Below are 17,599 nucleotides of genomic sequence, written 5' to 3' on the forward strand. Positions count from 1 at the left end.
CGGGCGCGGGCCGCGCGTCGCGGAAGGAAGGCCATGATGAGGCAGAAAGCCCAACGGCTGGCCGCCGTCGTCACGCTCGCCGCCGGCTCGGCGCTGGTGGCTCCCGGCCACGCCGACGCGCTGCCCGCCGGGGCGCCCAGGAGCGGCATGGTGTGCACACCCGGCGCCGTCTCGGGCGGCACGCACACCTTCAACCTGGTGGCGAAGACTGGCTACATCGAGACACCCGACGGCAACAGCGTCTTCATGTGGAGCTACGCCAACGCCGACGCCCCCGACAGCGGTCAATTCCAGAGCCCCGGACCGGTGCTGTGCGTGACCCAGGGAGAGACCGTCGTCGTCAACCTCACCAACAACCTGCCGGAGCCGGCGTCCATCGTGTTCCCGGGCCAGGACGCGGCGGTGGCCGCCACCGGCGGCGCCGCGGGTCTGCTGACCACCGAGGCGGCGGCGACGAGCGGGACCGTCAGCTACCGCTTCACGGCCGGCAGTCCGGGCAGCTACCTGTACGAGAGCGGCTCGGACATCGCCAAGCAGATCGAGATGGGCCTCTACGGCGCCCTGATCGTGCGCCCGAGCCTCGGCCCGGGCTACGCCTACGACGCCGCGACCGCGTTCGACCCGGCGCGCGAGTACCTCCTGCTGCTCAGCGAGATCGATCCCGATCTGCATCATGCGGTGGAGACCGGCACGACGTACGACGTCAACGCCCGGCGCGACCGCTACTTCGCCGTCAATGGGCGGGAGTTTCCGGACACCATCCAGGACAACGGCTCCGGGCTGCTGCCCAACCAGCCGTACGGGGCCCTGGTGCGGATCCGTCCGACCTCGCCCGGCGCCCCGCCCGCTCTGGTCCGGATGATCAACGCGGGTGCCCTGAACCATCCCTTCCATCCGCACGGCAACCACACGACCCTGATCGCCCAGGACGGCCGGCCCCTGCGCGCGCCCGGCGGTGGTTCGGCATCTACCGAGCATTTCGGCGAGACCATTGGCTCCGGGCAGACCGAGGACTTCCTCCTGCGCTGGGACGACCAGGACAAATGGGATCCCAACACCAACCCGTTGCCCGTGGCTCCGCCCAACTACCGCAACGTCGCCTTCAAGGACGGCAACACCTGGTACGGCGGCAGCCCGTACCTGGGTTACCAGGGCACCCTGCCCACCGGGGTGGTGTCGCAGAACATCTGCGGCGAGTGGTACTTCCCGTGGCACAGCCACGCACTCAACGAATTCGCCAACTTCGACTCGGGCTTCGGTGGAATGGCCACCCTGCTGCGGGTCGACCCACCCGGCGGGTGCACGGGCTACCCGACATTGAGCACCATCGTCGGTGGCGTGCTCAAGGGCGGCACCGTGGCCGACCTCGGCGTGGACGACACCAGGTACTACATGGTGAACCCGAGGACGACGACCCGGCCGACGGCGACGACCGCCACGCAGACGAGCATCACCGTCGCCTCGGCCGCCGGCTTCCCCGCCTCTGGCGACTACTACGTCCGGATCGACAACGAGGTTCTGCTGGTCACGGGCGGACAGGGCACCACGACCTGGACAGTGGGACGAGGCCAACTCGGCACGGTGGCAGCGACCCACCTGAGCAGCGCGACCGTCACCGCGCTGGCCGTGGACTGGTATGCCGCGGTCACCGGACTTCCGGCCGGCGCCCAGAACCTCAAGGTGACCTACAAGGGCGAGAACTGCGGCAGCACGACCGCCACCACGTGCGTGGCCATCGGATCGAACCCGCCGCAGCAGACGGTCAAGATCTGCAACTGGACGATCGCGGGCGCCGCCGGCTGCTCGTCCGCGACCTCGGCCGGGTGGGTCGCGCTACCGCCACCGCCGGCGCAGCCGCAGAACGTGGGTTCCAGCGACGTCACCTCGACGTGGACGCTGCCCGGGCCCGCCAGCGCCTACGTCGGCACCGGATCAAACGGCGGCCAGGTCCGCGTGCTCGTCCACACGCAGCGGTACACCGGCCCCAACCCGGCCCCCTTCTCGACGTGGGGCAACCTCATGGCGCTCACGTACGACGCGCCATGAACGGCCGCGAGCCTAAGGAGATATCGGCGATGCGCGCACTCACGTTGAAGGCGACGAACAGGGCGGTCCTCGTCCTGGTCCTGATCGCCGCCGGGCTCGGGTTTGCCAGCTCGAGCGTCTCGGCCGCACCGGTGTCCATCAACCTGTGCGCGACGGTCGGTACCGCCACGCTGGCCGGCGGAGTGAACGTCCCGATCTGGGGCTTCGGCGCCACTGCGACGCCCGGGAACTGTGCCGGCGTAACGCCGGGCCTGCCGGGGCCGGTCCTGACCGTCAACGTCGGGGACACCGTCACCCTCGCAGTCACCAACGACCTCCCCGCCGGCCACCCGCTCTCGTTCGAGATCCCGGGCATCGCCTTCAACGCGGGACCGACCGACGCCGCCGTCGGCGCGACGGTCACCCGTACCTTCACGGCCAACGAGCCCGGCACCTACCTGTACGGCAGCGGCGGTGATGCCGGACGTCAGGCGGCGATGGGGCTCTACGGCGCGCTCATTGTCCGGCCGCCGACGCCCAACCAGGCCTACAACTCGGCGACGACCGCGTACGACGTGGAGGCCCTGCTCGTCCTGAGCGCGATCGACCCCGCCTTCAATGCCGCACCCGAGACCTTCGACATGCACGGCTACCGGGCGACGTACTGGCTCATCAACGGCAAGGCCTACCCGGATACGGCACCGGGCATCACGGCGGCAGCCGGGCAACGCGTGCTGCTGCGCTATCTGAACGCCGGCTACGACAACACGACGATGCTGCTGCTCGGCATGCACGAGCGGGTGGTCGCCCGCGACGCCCGACCGCTGAACGTCCCCTTTGACGCGAACGCCGAGACGATCCCGGCCGGCGCGACGGAGGACGCGATCGCCACGGTGCCGGCCGGTTCCGGACCGAGCCCGCGCGGATTCCCGCTGTACAACCGCCAGCAGCACGTCACCAACGGTGTGCAGACCGGCGACGGCCCGACCCCGGCGACGGGCGGCGGGATGCTGACCTTCATCCACCACTGAGGCGAGGTACCGCCATGAGCGATTCACTCGACCCGGGCGGCACACCGGTTTCCCCGCCAAGGGGCCGGTGGCGCTGGGGCGGGCGTCACGCGCGCCTCGCCGGGGGGCTCACCGGCGTCGTCCTGGCGATCGCGCTGACCGGGTTCATCCTGGCGGCCTGGCACGCATCGACCGACGGCGCGAAGACCGCCGACAGCCCCGTCCCGGCGGCCTGGGCGCGGCCGGTTGTGGACGCCGACAGTCTCGGCCAGCGCAGCGGGGTGCAAGTCACCCGGGTGGCGGTGACCGGCGGCGGTGGCCTGGTCGACCTGCGCTTCACGGTCGTCGACCCGGAACTGGCCAACACCCTGCACGACGAGGACACGCCGCCGGCCGTGGTGGACGAGCAGACCGGTCTGGTCGTCCACGAGCTGCTGATGAACCATTCCCATACCGGCGTGTACAAGACCGGCGTCACGTACTACCTGGTGTTCGAAAACCCGGGAAACTGGATCCATCGCGGCGGCAGGGTCAGTGTGCTGCTGGGTAACGCGCAGGTGGAGCATGTCGCGGTCCGCTGACCCGGCCTGCTGGCCGGCTGCCAGGATCTGGTTGCGGCTGCTCGGCGCAGCCGGTGTGCTCCTCTTCGTCCTCCTGCCGGCGCGGCCCGCGGCCGCCCACGCGGTTCTGCTCGAATCGCAACCCGCCAACGGCACGACCGTCACCCGGGTGCCCCGTGTCGCGCTGCTGCGCTTCAGCGAGGACATCTCACCCGAGTTCAGTAGCGCGTCGCTGCTCGACAGCACCGGGCGGACGGTCGAGGGAACCCGTATCGCGACCGACCGCCGCGGCCCTCGCCAGCTCGTGCTCGAGCTGCCGACGCTCGCACCCGGGACGTACGGCATCGCCTGGCGCGTCCTCGCGGAGGACGACGGGCACACGACGGGCGGCGTCGTGGTCTTCACAGCCGGGAACCGGTCGCCCGGCGGGCCGGCGCTGCAGGCCTTCGAATCGGGCGACGACACGCCTCCACACGATGTGGTCCGCCGGTGGCTCGGCCTGTGCCTGCTCGCCGGCTTGATCGGGGGACTGGCGGTCGCCGGAGTGGTGCTCCGACCGGTCGACCCGGCGGCTGCCGAGCCCGTTCGCGTTGCCGCCGACCAGGCGCGCCGGCGGGCGCTCACGCTCGCGGCCGCCGCGGGCGGGCTGGCGGCGGTCGTCGGCGGTGCCGACCTCGTCGTCCAGACGTACCGGTCCGGCCCCCTCGGGTCGTCGACGGCCGTCACCCTGCTGTCCGACACCCGCTGGGGCAACCTCTGGCTGGCCCGCGAGGCGGTTCTGCTCGCCCTCGCCGCGCTCGCACTCGCCCTGCGATCCCCGGCCCGGGCGCCGCACATTCGCGGCCCGGCACCGTGGACGGCTGTCGGGTTGCTCGTGTCGGTCGCCGTGACGGTCGAGGCACTCGGCGGCCATGCCGCGTCGGTCGGGCCGTCGCGCGCCGTGGCCGTGGCGGCGGTCGCCGTACACGCCCTCACGGCCTGCCTGTGGCTGGGAGGCGTTGCCACGCTGGCGGTGGTGCTCGCCCGCCCCGACAGATCGGCTGCCGGGCGCGGCGACCTGTTGAGGGTCGTCGGCTACCGCTTCACGGTGCTGGCCGCCGTTGGCGTGGCGCTGGTCGTGGCGACCGGGCTCTACAGCGCGGGGCGCGAGGTCGAGTCGGTGCGCGCGCTGGTCGACACGACGTACGGCCGCCTTCTGATCGCCAAGGGCGTACTGCTGTCGGTGGCGGGTGGCCTCGGCCTGGTCAACGCCGCCCGAGTGCACGGGTGGTTGGGGACCCGGCTCGCCGCGCCGCCGTCACGGCGGCTCCTCTCGGCCGAGGCCGCGGCGGGTGTCGTGCTCCTGCTTCTGGCGGGGGCGCTGGTCGAGACACCTCCGTCCAGGCAGTCCACGGTGCCCGACACTGGCGTGCCGACCGCCGTGACCCGGACCGAATCCGTCGGCGACGTCGTGGTCTCGGTCTCGGTCACACCCAACCGGCCCGGCACCAACGGGTTCATGGTTCTCGCCGCGAGCTCGCGACGTCCACCACCGGCGGAAATCGAGAGCGTCACCGTCGAGCTCGACGGCGGATCCACTGTCGTGCCGCTGCGGGAGATCGAGCCGGGCCGGTTCTTCGGCACCGGCGACCTGTCGGGCCCCGGCGTCGTACCGGCCACCGCCGTGATCCACCGGGGCGGAGCGCGCCTGGCGGTGCCCCTCGAGTGGTCGGTGCCACCACCGGCGGTCTCGCCGCCGCGGTCCCGCGACGGTCTCGCCCCGATCGCAAATGCTGCGGCGGCCGTCGTGATCGGCGTACTGGCGGTGCTCGCCGGGTGGCTCCTGATGGCCGTGCGGCGCCGCCGGCCGGCAGCAACGCCCACCGGCGAGATCGAGCAGAGGATCCGGGAGGACGTCCGATGAAGCGCACCGTGATGGCCGCTGCTCTCGTCACGGCGTTGATGGCCCCTGCGACGGTGGGCCACAGAGCCGCAGCGGCACCCGCCGAAGCCGGCCCAACGGCATCCGCGGAACGTGCCGGAATGGTGAAGGCCATCGTGGTGCTCAGGTCCCAGCTGGACCCGAGCACCGTCGTCGCGCCGTCCCGCCGGAAGCGCCAGGTCGCGCTCGTGCGTGCCCTGCGCGCCCGGGCGGCGGCCGCTCAGACCGGCGTGCTCGACCTGCTCGCCCGGCGACGGGCACAGGGCCTGGTGGCCGACGCGGTGCCGCTGTGGGTGGTCAACGCGGTCGCGGTCGTCGCCCAACCGTCGGTGATCGCCGAGCTCGCGGCACGGCCGGAGGTGCGCGAGATCGGTCCCGACCGCACGGTCCAGGCCCCGCCGTCAACGGTCGCCTCGTCGAACCTTGCCGCGCCCGTGGAGCCGAACGTCGCGGCGGTGAACGCCCCGGCGCTGTGGAGCCTCGGCCTCACCGGCCAGGGCGCCGTGGTGGCCACGATGGACACCGGAGTGGACGGCAGCCACCCGGACCTGACCGCGACCTGGCGCGGCGGCAGCAACAGCTGGTACGACCCGAACGGCGAGCACCCGGCGGTTCCGACCGACGTGAACGGGCACGGAACGGCGACGATGGGCGCGCTGGTCGGAGGCTCGGCAGGGGGCACGTCGATCGGCGTCGCGCCGGGCGCGAAGTGGATCGCCGTAAAGATCTTCAACGACCGCGGCAGCACTACCACCTCGCGCATCCATCTGGGCTTCCAATGGCTGCTCGACCCGGACGGCAACCCGGCCACGCCCGACGCACCCGACGTGGTCAACAACTCCTGGAGCGGCGCCGTCGGCGGCTGCAACCTCGACTTCCAGCCGGATCTGCGCAACCTGCGGGCGGCCGGCATCCTGCCGGTGTTCTCCGCCGGCAACTACGGGCCCGATCCCTCCACCGTGCTCAGCCCGGCCAACAACCCGGAAGCCCTCGCGGTCGGCGCCGTCGACGACGCTGGGGTCATCGATCCCTCGAGCAGTCGCGGCCCGTCCGCCTGCGACCAGACGGTCGCGCCGCGGCTCACCGCGCCCGGCGTCGGCGTGCGGACCACCGACCTGTATGGGGGCTACCGCGACGCATCCGGCACGTCGCTGGCCGCGCCGCACGTCGCCGGTGTGCTCGCCCTCCTGCTCGGCGCGTTCCCCGACCTGGGCGCGGACCGCCAGCAGAGCGCGCTGGAGAGCACCGCGGTGGATCTGGGGGAGCTCGGGCCTGACAACGCCTACGGGTACGGCCGGGTGGACGCGCTCGCCGCCTACCAATGGCTGTCCACGGCACCCGACTTCAGCGTGGTCGCGTCGCCTTCCGAAGCGAGGACCGTCCCGGGCGGCGGTGTCACGTACACCATCTCCATCGCGGGCGTGAACGGCTTCGCCGGCGACGTCGCGCTCGCGCTCGGCGGCCTTTCCGCCACACAGGCAACCTGGGCGATCACCCCTGCCGTCGTCGCCGGCGGGACGGGCTCCGCCCAGGTGGCCCTGACCACGGCGCCCAAGATCGCCGCCGGTACGCACCCACTGACCCTCACCGCGACCAGCGGAGGGCTGAGCCGGACCGCTGTGGTGCTGCTCGTGGTGACCGCTCCGCCCGACTTCGGCCTCGCCGCGACGCCGACCTCCGCCAGCGTCGTCGCGGGCTCCAGCGCCGGCCACACGATCGGCGTCACCGGCCTGAACGGCTTCACCGGTACCGTCGCGATGAGCCTGGGCGGCCTGCCGGATTCGGTCGGGACGGCATCGTTCTCGCCGTCGGTCGTCGTCGGCTCGGGCAGCGTGAGCCTGAGCATCGCGACGTCCGGGTCGGCGCCGCCAGGGACGTACGCCTTGACGGTGACGGGTACGAGCGGCTCGACCAGCCACTCGACCGGGATCACGCTGGTGGTCACGCCGGCACCGGACTTCTCGGTGACCATCTCGCCGTCGTCGGCGACGGTGCTGCGGGGCGGGACCACCACCTACACGGTGTCGACCTCGGCGGTCGGCGGGTTGACGGGCGCGGTGGCATTGTCGACAGCCGGCCTGCCGACTGGCTCGTCAGCCAGCTTCACGCCGAACCCCGTCAGCGCCTCTGGCGCCTCGACCCTGCGGGTGAGCACCACCAGCCGGACTCCGCGCGGCACATTCACGATACTCATCACGGGCACCAGCGGCTCGGTGGTCCACCAGGCCACGGCGACGCTGGTGGTCCGCTAACCCCCGCTATGAGGACATCCCGTTCAGGTACGTGATGGTGTGTCCGTTTCGGGTTGATGGTCGCGTCAGGATGGTGCCCGTTTACGACTGGAACGTTGGCAGCTGAGCTAGTCGACACGCCGGGGCGACTACAGCTGAGCCGCCAACGATCACGGGCTGGATGGGAAGCGATTGCGGCACGGGCGGACAAGATCGCCAGCGGGGTAGGCGCCTTCATCGCGGTGATCGCGCTGATCTTCACCATCCGTGGGGCGAGAGGGCAGCGTCCCGCCGGCCCCCGGACAGGCTTCGACACCCACCCGGCGATCAGTGGCGTTCCTTCCGTTGGACAGGGACTTGTTTCGGCCTCGCCGGTCACACCGGCCGCGTAGGTCCCATGCCGGAAATCGGACGATTGCCCTTCAGGGAAATGGGTACCCGGCGACGCCGAGTTTGGCGGAAAGCGAGGTGCGTCATGCGCTCAGCGCGGCTACTCCTACTTCTCGCGTTGACAACGGTGGCGGCAGCGGCGGAGGCGGGGGCGATGAACGGGGCCGGCTTCCTACGCACCAGGGCGATCGCACCCCAGTTCGCTGCCATCTGGCCGTACGGCATGTTCCACGACCTGCGTTGGGTCTTGGTCTACCACGACAGCTGGTTCGGTTTCGGCATCGGGTTGGTCTGCGCGGTCGTCGTACGAGGGCTGTTCTGCGCTGGATGCGTCGCGCTTGCCTGGCCCACGGCAATTCCGCGGCCGCCACTACGTCGGCTAGTCGGACGTAGCCTGCTCTTCGCCGTGTTCGTCGCCGTGATTCTGGTGCCCTGGGCCACCGTCTCGGTTGTCGCCGCCCAATTCGCGTTGGCCTGGTTCCTGTTCCTGGAACTGCTGCCGGTGCCGGTCCTGGCGCCGCTCGTTGCCCGTGGCGGGATCGTGCCCGACTGGTGGCGTGGCCTGCCGACGCTCCGGCTGGCCGGCTGGTCATTGCTCACCTTCGCGGTGCTCACCGTGGGCGGCGCCGCCGTGGCTGCCACTCCAGGCTGGAGCGTGGTGGCAACGGCGGGTGTGGTGGGGGCGATCAATGGTCTGCTCTGGCGCCAACTGGTCCACGCGGCCCTGTGTCAGAGGCCGGTGCACTGGCGACTGGTGCCGGTGGCTCCGCTCGTCGCCGTCCTGGTCATCGGCTGCCTGTATGCCGTCGATATCGCCTCCATACGGCTCAGCAGCAAGCGGACGGTACCGGCATCGTCGCTTCCCGACCTGCCTGCGGTACCCCAGACTGTCATCTACCTTGCTGGCTTCAACTCCGCCTACCCCGGTGATCCGGCGCCACCGACCGGCCCGGTGATGCGCTTCTCCTACCGGGGCGTCGATGCCGACGGCCGGGCTCGGCCGTACGGGCCCGTCGACACCCATCAGTCGGTCGTCGACAGCGCCCGCCTCCTTGCCGGCCAGGTGGACCGTGCCCATGCCGCCACAGGCCGGCCGGTGGCACTTGTCGGAGAGAGCGAAGGGGCCATGGTCGTCCACTACTACCTCAGCCGAATGCGGCAACCGGCGGTGACAAGCGCCGTCCTCACCGACCCGCTGGTCCGGGCCGGCCGCACCTACTACCCGCCGCCGGACGCCGAACGCGGATGGGGAATCGGTACCGGCTGGTTGGTACGCGCCCTTCTCGTGGTGCCCGGCGGAGCCGTGCCGGACGACCCGGACCAGCCGTTCCTGCGTTCGCTTCTGGACAACGCGCCGCTCTATCGCAACCAGTTGCTCTGTCCGGTACCTGGGGTATCGAAAATCGCTTTCCTGCCGACCATCGACACGATGACCCTCCCACCCCAGGGGCAGAGCGCTCCACAGATCCCCCTGGTCGAGGTCCCCGGTATCCACGGCCAGCAGACCAAGCGGCCAGTCGTGCAGCGCGCCATCGGCGCCTTCCTCAATGGCCAGCCACCGGTCCACCCGCAGCTGCATCGCTATCGCCGAGGCAGACCGGACTTCTTCGTAGCCTGGCAAGCCCCAGCCCTCCCGCTGAAACTGAACCCGGTGTGGCGGACGCAGACCGGCACTGATGCACTGTTCAAGCCGGTGGCCTGCAAGTTATGACACATGCCGAGACCAGCGCTCGGTGACCCTGCCACCCACCTCGCGCAGCCGAGGACCGGACTACCGCAGATGGGACTCGATGGCATCGATGATGCGCGGACGCAGTTCGGCGGCGCGGATGACGGCGTCAACGGAGCCAACCTCGACAGCGCGCTGGATGTTGTGCACGCGGTCGAACTCCGTGGCCACCTCGCCGAGCTTCTCCGCGCGGACCGACGAGCGGAGCTCGTCGAGTTCTGCGGTCAACGCGGCGCGGTCGGCGCCGGACGCGGCCGCAGCGCGGGCCTCCAGGTCCCGCACGCGCGGGTCGGCCGCGGTGCGGGCGGCGACATCGCCGGCGAACACCACCGCAGCGGCGGGAGCGCCGCCGAGCACCGAGGCGAACGAGCCTTCCAGCGCCAGCACGGTCATGTTCGGGTTCAGCGCCTTCGAGAACACCACGAACGCGCCGCCGTGGTATCGCGAGATCACGCAGAACACGATGGGCCCGCGGAAGTTCACGATCGCGCGGCCGATCTCGGCGCCGTACTCCAGCTGCAGCTTGCGCATCGACTCTGGCGAGCCGTCGAAGCCCGACAGGTTCGCCAGCACCACCAGCGGCCGGTTGCCGCTGGCCGCGTTGATCGCCCGCGCGGCCTTCTTCGACGACCGCGGGAACAGCGTGCCCGCGGTGTAGGTGTCCGGGCCGTCGGTGGGCGGGAAGCCTCGCCGCGGCACCGCCCGGGACTCGATGCCGAGCAGGCATACCGGGATGCCGCCGAGGTGTACGTCCTGCACCACTGCGGTCTCCGCGTCGGCCATGCCCGCCCAGCGTTCCAGTACCGGGTGGTCCTGGTCGGAGAGCGCCCGCATCACGGTCCGGATGTCGAACGGCTTCTTGCGGTCGGGGTTGGTGGCGGCGGAGAAGATCTCGCCGACGGTGGTGAAGTCGCTGCCGGCCACGGCGTGCGGGAAGGCGGAGATGTCGCGGTCGGTGGGGTCGGTGGTGGTCGCCCGCCGCGGCGCCTCCTCGCCGGGTGCGACGTACGTGTGTTCGTAGTGCGACATCAGCACGTCCCGCGCGGCGGGCAGGTTCGGCGCCCAGTACTGCGCCTGCCCGTTCGGGCCCATCACCCGGTCGTAGCCGCCGATGCCGAAGTTGTCCTCGGCGGACACGCCACCGGAGAAGTCGAGCGAATGCTTGCCGGTGAGCACCATCGCCGAGTCCGGCGTCATGACCAGGATGCCCTTGGTGTGCATGAGCATCGTCGCCTCGGCGTTCCAGTACGGCTGCGCGCCGACGTTGATGCCCGCGACCACGATGTTGATCTCACCGCCGTTCTGGGTGAACTCGACGATCCGCTTGAGCGCCGCAGCCACCCAGTCCATGTTCTCCGTGCCCGACGTCATGGAGATCCGGGCCCCGGCGGACAGCGCGTACCACTCCAGCGGCACCTGCATCCGCTCGGCCAGGTCCAGCGCCGCGATGACGCGGCGGCACTCCGGCTCGGACAGGGCACCCAGCGACTTGGTGGGGTCGCCGAGCAGCACGACCCGGGTGACGCCCTGCGGGTGCCGCGGGGTCGGCGTGGTGACCACGCCGGCGACGATCGCCGCGCTGTTGCGCCCCTTGGGCCGGTCGACCGGCACCAGCGCGTGGTCGTCGTCGAGGTCGTGCTCGACGAAGTCGCCGAGCAGGCCGGTCAGCTCGTACGGGTACACGGTGTTGCGGCTGCTCGCGCGCAGCACCTTCAGCCGGTAGTCGTCGAGCGGCTCGACCGGCTCGACCGGCGGCTCGCCGACGGTCAGTTCGGCGCCGCCGGTGGCGTCGAAGGAGATCCGTACGGCGATCTTGGTCAGCTCGCCGGTCGTGCGGTCGCGCTGCCGCGCGATGAACAGGATCTCCTCCAGCCCGGCGCCCGCGGTCGTCGGGCGCACCCGCCCGGCGATCATCTCCATCTCCTCGCGGGTGAGGACGCTCGGTGGCCAGACGTAGAGCACGATGCGGTTGGTGTTGAAGCGCGTCTTCGACGGGCGCCGCGACTGCGCGCGGCGGATCGAGTCGAGGCAGGCGGCGACGGTGTCCTCCGTCGTCGGCAGCGCGACCAGCCGGCCGTCGTGCTCGCGCAGCTCGGTCAGGTCACGCACCTGCGCGAACGCGACGAGACGCTCGTCGGACGGGTTCTCCCGCGCCACGCACTGGAAGAGGTAGACCTCCTCGTCCGCCGACGGCAGCCGGGTCAGGTCGAACTTGTGCAGCCGCTCCAGGTGCATCCGCTCGGCGATGTACGGGTGCAGGCCGCGGATCAGCCGCTCCTCGGTCATCCCGGTGTCCGACGGACGGAACGTGAAGTGGTGGTGCATCACCGCTCCGCCGCGACCGGCGACGGTGGTGGTGAGCCTGCGGACCTGCCGGGGCAGCGGGTGCGCGTTGACGACCTCGAGCAGCGCGGCCGCCGTCGCGTCCAGGTCCTCCGGCTGGTTCTCCCAGGCGAGGTAGATGTCGGCGTCGATGTCGTCCTGGTCGCCGGCCAGCTCGGCCAGCCCACGCAGCGCGCCGCCCAGCGCGTCGAAGCGCACCGCGGCGGAGACCACGGTCGAGTCCGCGCGCTCGGCGACCACGAACGTGCAGTCCGCGACCTCACGCGTGCGGACGCTGGTGAGCGCCTTGTTGCCGTAGTACCGCCGGGTCAGCACCTCCAGCATGACCGCGTTGTCGAGGTGGTCGCGGACGAGCCGCTGGCCGAGCAGCCGTACCAGTGGTTCCGTGCTGCGTACCATCTCCGCGATGCGCTCGGCGCGGTCCGGCGCCTCCGGGTACGCGTCCAGGTGGCGCAGGTGCTTGCGGACCTCGGCGTAGACGCGGGCGCGGTTGCGGCGCAGCAGCGGCTGCGCGAACCAGGCGAACACCACGCCGCGGGCGAGGTCGGCGACCACGGGAAAGCGGACCTGCGTGGCGGCCACCAGCCGCTCCAGCGCGAGACCGGCGGGCTCGCCCAGCGTCTCGGCCGGCGGCGGCTCCCGCAGCCACGCGCGCAGCAGCGTCGCGACGACCGTGGCGTCGGCGGACGCGCGTTGCTGGGCGAGGAAGATCCGGAACACGGCGGCTTCGAGCTCGGGGGAGCGCTCCAGGTCGGTGACACCGTAGTGTCCGAGCGCCTTGGCGAGCTTGGCCTGGAACGCGTCCGGCAGCCCGGCCCGCTCGACGTCGAGGCTCTGCAGGTAGGTGTGGAAGTACTCGCGGGCGCTGTGCACGTGGCTTGCGCCGCCGCCGTCCTCACCCGTGGGCCGGTTACGGCTCAGCTCGGTGAGGTCGGCGAACACGTTGACGAGGCCGAGCTCCTCGGCCAGCGGCCGGTGGCCGTCCGCGGTGGCCGCCCGGCGGGCGGCGAGGTAGGCGTCGAGCACCCGGCGTTCGTCGTGCGGGTCCACGTCGAAGCCGAGCAGCAGGCCGCGCAGGTCCTCCTGACCGCGCCGGGCGCGGGTGCCCGCCGGCAGCTCCGCGGGTGCGGCGGGCAGGTCCACCTCGACGGACGCGGCGGTCGAGCCGTCGGCGGTCTCGGCGTCGTCGTCGGCGAGCGGCTCCAGCCGCAGCAGCGCTGCGCCGGCCTCGACCTGGCTGCCCACGGAGACGGCGCATTCCTTCAGTCGCGCCCGGAACGGCGCCCGCAGCACCGTCTCCATCTTCATGGCTTCCAGCACCAGCACCGGCGCGCCCGCCTCGACCTCGGCGCCGACCTCGAGCGGCGTGGCGACGACCAGGGCGGGCATGGGGGAGCGGAGGACGCCGCCCTCGTCGCGGCTGACCCGGTGCGTCACGCCGTCCACCTCGACCAGGTGGATCGGCCCGTGCGTCCCGGTGAGTAGCCGGTGCCGGGCGCCGTTGACGACGATCTGCCCGGTGTGGCGGTCGAAGCGGTCGAGCTCGACGTCGGCGATCCGGACGTCGCCGCCTGCTTCGATGCCGACGCGGAACCGGTGCGCGCCGACCCGCGCCACGCGCACGCGGTAGCCGACGCCCCGCAGCTTGAGATCCAGCGGTCGGCCGCTCCTGTGCTGCGCCTGCGGGCGTCCGCCGGCCGCCGTCGACAGCAGCCGCTGCCGCTCGACGCGCTCCTCCTCCTCGTACGCCTCGATCGCGGCGGCCGCGAGCGCGACGCCGGAGTGCCGGTGCCCGACGAGCCTGCCCTGGCCGCGGACGCGGTCGATCCAGCCGGTGTCCGCGCTGGCGTCGATCACTTCGGGCTGGTCGAGCAGGTCCAGCACGAAGCTCTTGTTCGTCGCGCCGCCCCTGATGATCACCGTGGTGTTCGCCATCGCCCGGCGCAGCCTGCCGAGCGCCTCGTCGCGATCGCGGCCGTAGGCGATGATCTTCGCGATCATCGAGTCGAAGTCGGCGGGGATGGTGTCACCCTCGCTGACGCCGGTGTCCACCCGGATACCCGGGCCGGCGGGCAGGTCCAGCCGCTCGATACGGCCCGGGGAGGGCGCAAAGTCGCGGTCGGGGTCTTCGGCGTTCAGCCGGGCCTCGATGGCGTGCCCGCGCTCCACCGGCGGCTCGCCTTCGAGCCGCCCGCCCGAGGCGACGTGCAGCTGCGCCTTGACCAGGTCGAACCCGGTGGTCAACTCGGTGATCGGGTGCTCGACCTGCAGGCGGGTGTTGACCTCGAGGAACGCGAACAGTCGGTCGCCGGGGTGGTAGAGGAACTCGACGGTCGCCGCGCCGCGGTAACCGACCGCGACGGCCAGCCGTTCGGCCGACGCCTTGAGCTCGGCTGCCTGCACCGGGCTGAGCACCGGCGACGCCGACTCCTCGATGACCTTCTGGTTGCGCCGCTGCACTGAGCAGTCACGGACACCGAGCGCCCACGCGGTGCCCTGACCGTCGGCGATCACCTGGACCTCGACGTGCCGGGCGCCGGTGACCAGGCGCTCCAGGAACACGATGCCGCTGCCGAACGCCCTCGCCGCCTCCTGGCTGGTGCGTTCGTACGCGTCGGCGAGCTCGGCCTCGTTCGTGATCATGCGGATGCCGCGCCCGCCGCCGCCCGCGGTTGCCTTCAGCATCAGCGGGTAGCCGACCTCGGCCGCCGCCGCCAGGGCGGCGTCCAGAGTCTCGACGGCGCCGCGGCTCCACGGCGCGACCGGCACGCCGACCTCCTCGGCGATCAGCTTCGCGCCGATCTTGTCGCCGAGCTTGCGCATGGCCTCCGCGCTCGGCCCGACGAAAGTGACTCCGATCTTCTCGCACAGCTCCGCGAACGTCGGGTCCTCGGCGACGAAGCCCCAGCCGACCCACGCGGCGTCGGCCCCGGTCTCCACCAGTGCGCGCTCGAGCGCCGTCAGGTCGAGGTACGGGCGGGCGGACGCGGGACCGAGGTCGTAGGCGATGTCCGCCTCACGCACGAACGTGGCGGTGCGATCGACGTCGGTGTGCAGGGCGACGGTCTCGATCCGGGTCCCGGTCTCCGCAGCCAGCTCTCGGACCGCGTGGATGAGCCGCATCGCGGCCTCACCACGGTTGACGATGGCGACACGGCTGAACACCCGACCGACTCCTTCGGTAGACCCACGATGTGCGCGCCGCGAGACGGCGGCTCCCGGCAGTGATCACCTTTCCGCCTGCCGGCGGGCAGCGCCATGTCGCAATCGCCGAACCCTACGCAGCCCCAGTTGTAGGAAACGAACAAAAGTTTTTGGTCGACGCACGGTTGGTCAGGGCGGGCACGCAGTGCGGGTTACGCCGTACGCAGCCAGCCGAGGGTCTTCATGGTGGAGACGCTGGTTGCCTTGAGGCCGGCGGCGGAGACGGTCCAGAGCACTCCGTCGACCACCAGTGACCGGCGGATCGGCGCCAGATCCTCGGGACGCCCCGTGCCCAGCGTATGGTCAACCGTGCCCAGCTCGGTGAACCCGCCGTCGCCGACCCGCAGCGCCAGCGCCACGTTGCTCGGCAGGCCCGGGCTGCCCACGACACTCTGGCTCTTCACCGCACCAGGGTTGCTCACGGCGCCCCTGGCGTAGACGGTCAGTGGCAGCACGACCAGGCGTTCGGCCGGCCAGTAGAGGAACGCATGCGGGTCGAACTCCGCCTCGGAGTGCCCCTGCTTGACGTGATACTGAGCGATCCGGGTCGGCTTGGCCGGATCGGAGACGTCGAAGAGCGAGAGTTGGGTGCCCTGGACGCGGCCCTGGCCCGACGCCTCCTGTCCGACGCCGAGGAGCCGCCCTTCGCCGGCCGGGTGCAGGTACGCCGAATACCCGTTGATCTTCAGGTCGCCGCTCACCCTCGGCGTCGTCGGATCATGCAGGTCGACCGTGTAGAGCGGGTCGGTCTGCCGGAAGGTGACGACGTAGCCGGTGCCGCCGACGAACCGTACGGCGTGGATCCGTTCTCCCTTGCCCAGTCCGGTGACCTTGCCGACCTGGGTCAGCGTCGTGCCGTCGGCGCGCAGGACGTACACGCTGGAGGTCGAGTCGGGCTTGTTGCCCCAGGTGCGGCCGCTGGTGGTGGCAACCCGCAGGTGCTCGTCCCACTCCGACATGGCGTACTGGTTGATCAGCCAGCCCGGTACGGACGCGGCGGCGACGTACCGCGGGGCGCCCGCGCCGGAGGTGTCGAACTGATAGATCTCGGTGGTTTCGTCCTTGGGATCGGGTGCGGCGTTCCGCGTGGTCGCCATCGGCAGCACTCGCCAGCGCTGATCGTTGGCGACGTACAGCCGGGTTGCGTTGCTGTAGACGGTGTCGCCATCGGCGATCACGGTGACCGGGTCGCCGGCGCCGAGCGTGGCCACACCCAGGTCGAAGCTGAGCACGGTCACCAGCGATGTGCCGGAGTAGCTGGCCGGCCGGCTCACCCGGTCGCAGCCGATCCGTCCGGTGCTGGTCCGCCCGCCGGAGGTGACCTCGTACCGGGGGAGCCAGTCGTCGGGGGTGGCATGGTCGATGATCTCGCGGTTGGTGGCGGTGCGCTGCTCGTCGGTGGCCTGTTCCCGGTACGGGAAGGTCAGCCGAGGCGCGGAGCGGACCACGACCCGGACCGTCATGCCCACCTGACGGGCATCCACCAGATCGCCGTCGATCCGGTATTCGCCGATGATCTCCGGCGCGCCGGAGAGGTCAACCATGATCAGCCGGGGGCCGACGATGTCCTCCGGCGTCCGGGCAGAGCGACCGTCTGCCGGCACGGAGCCGCCGCCCTCAGCGGCGGCGGGTTTCGCCATCCCGGCCCATCCCTCGCGGAGCAGCACCAGCGCCCGGTCGCCCTGTAGCAGCAGGCTGTCTTCGGCCCCGCCGAACCCGTCGGCACCGGGCGCCAGTTTCAGTTCCCCGGTCAGCCGGCGGTCAGCCGGATCGATCACGTACAGCTTGCCCCGGTTGACGGTGACGATCCGCTTGCCGTCGCTCTTGACCAGATCCGGCTCGTCGACCCCGGCCTCGTGGGTGTTGGTACCCGAGTAGGCGGGGGCGGCAGCCCCGGGCGCCGCATCCGCCCGCTTCGCTGCCGCGGGCGCCCCGGCCTGTTCCGCACCGCCAAAGGTGCGGATGTTTCCGTTCGACCCGAACCCCCAGGGCCCGACGTACGCCTTGGCAGCCGTCTTGAGCTGCTGCAGCGCCTCCGTGCAGGAGTCGAACGCAACGAGCCGGAACCCGCCGGCCGGCACTCCCCGGTCACGTGGCGGCGCGATGGCCGGCTCCGCCGTACAGCCGGCGACCAGGGACAGGCTGACGACCAGGATCAGTCGCCTGACCCGGGCTTGAGTCATGAC

The 17,599-nt window shown here is 71.5% G+C and carries 8 protein-coding genes; 6 read left to right on the top strand and 2 right to left on the bottom strand.

What is annotated here, in order from left to right; genetic code table 11:
* Positions 1 to 36: 36 nt before the first annotated feature.
* The 6 genes from ABZ807_RS18090 (at position 37) to ABZ807_RS18115 (ending at position 9,848) form a co-directional block, all read left to right on the top strand.
* Positions 37 to 2,046 (top strand): multicopper oxidase domain-containing protein, encoded by a 2,010-nt coding sequence (locus ABZ807_RS18090; RefSeq protein WP_357158749.1) that lies wholly within the window; start codon positions 37 to 39, stop codon positions 2,044 to 2,046.
* Between the two features lie 29 nt (positions 2,047 to 2,075).
* Positions 2,076 to 3,056: a multicopper oxidase domain-containing protein gene (locus ABZ807_RS18095; RefSeq protein WP_357158752.1), complete on the top strand. Its 981-nt coding sequence runs from the start codon at positions 2,076 to 2,078 to the stop codon at positions 3,054 to 3,056.
* 14 nt (positions 3,057 to 3,070) lie between these two features.
* Positions 3,071 to 3,616 (top strand): hypothetical protein, encoded by a 546-nt coding sequence (locus tag ABZ807_RS18100; RefSeq protein WP_357158755.1) that lies wholly within the window; start codon positions 3,071 to 3,073, stop codon positions 3,614 to 3,616.
* Complete coding sequence (locus ABZ807_RS18105; RefSeq protein WP_357158758.1) at positions 3,600 to 5,498, top strand: copper resistance protein CopC; 1,899 nt, start codon at positions 3,600 to 3,602, stop codon at positions 5,496 to 5,498. Before ABZ807_RS18100 ends, ABZ807_RS18105 begins: the two co-directional genes overlap by 17 nt.
* Before the next feature lie 119 nt (positions 5,499 to 5,617).
* Positions 5,618 to 7,768, top strand: a complete 2,151-nt coding sequence (locus ABZ807_RS18110; protein WP_357158761.1) for a S8 family serine peptidase — start codon at positions 5,618 to 5,620, stop codon at positions 7,766 to 7,768.
* Between the two features lie 487 nt (positions 7,769 to 8,255).
* Positions 8,256 to 9,848 carry a hypothetical protein gene (locus ABZ807_RS18115; RefSeq protein WP_357158764.1) on the top strand — a complete coding sequence of 531 codons (1,593 nt, stop codon included), beginning with the start codon at positions 8,256 to 8,258 and terminating at the stop codon, positions 9,846 to 9,848.
* Positions 9,849 to 9,908: 60 nt separating this feature from the next.
* Here ABZ807_RS18115 and ABZ807_RS18120 read toward each other — a convergent pair whose 3' ends face one another.
* Entirely contained in the window at positions 9,909 to 15,374 is a 5,466-nt protein-coding gene (locus tag ABZ807_RS18120) for a carboxyl transferase domain-containing protein (RefSeq protein WP_357158767.1), read from the bottom strand.
* Between the two features lie 191 nt (positions 15,375 to 15,565).
* On the bottom strand, positions 15,566 to 17,596 hold the full coding sequence (locus tag ABZ807_RS18125; RefSeq protein ID WP_357158770.1) for a beta-propeller domain-containing protein: 2,031 nt from the start codon (positions 17,594 to 17,596) through the stop codon (positions 15,566 to 15,568).
* Between the last annotated feature and the right edge of the window lie 3 nt (positions 17,597 to 17,599).

This window comes from Micromonospora sp. NPDC047548 (assembly GCF_040642975.1).
GTDB lineage: Bacteria > Actinomycetota > Actinomycetes > Mycobacteriales > Micromonosporaceae > Micromonospora.

Excerpts from the sequence above, each read along its gene's own strand:
- ABZ807_RS18090 (WP_357158749.1), top strand. The coding sequence starts at position 37 with ATGAGGCAGAAAGCCCAACGGCTGGCCGCCGTCGTCACGCTCGCCGCC.
- ABZ807_RS18095 (WP_357158752.1), top strand. The coding sequence starts at position 2,076 with ATGCGCGCACTCACGTTGAAGGCGACGAACAGGGCGGTCCTCGTCCTG.
- ABZ807_RS18100 (WP_357158755.1), top strand. The coding sequence starts at position 3,071 with ATGAGCGATTCACTCGACCCGGGCGGCACACCGGTTTCCCCGCCAAGG.
- ABZ807_RS18105 (WP_357158758.1), top strand. The coding sequence starts at position 3,600 with ATGTCGCGGTCCGCTGACCCGGCCTGCTGGCCGGCTGCCAGGATCTGG.
- ABZ807_RS18110 (WP_357158761.1), top strand. The coding sequence starts at position 5,618 with ATGGTGAAGGCCATCGTGGTGCTCAGGTCCCAGCTGGACCCGAGCACC.
- ABZ807_RS18125 (WP_357158770.1), bottom strand. The coding sequence starts at position 17,596 with ATGACTCAAGCCCGGGTCAGGCGACTGATCCTGGTCGTCAGCCTGTCC.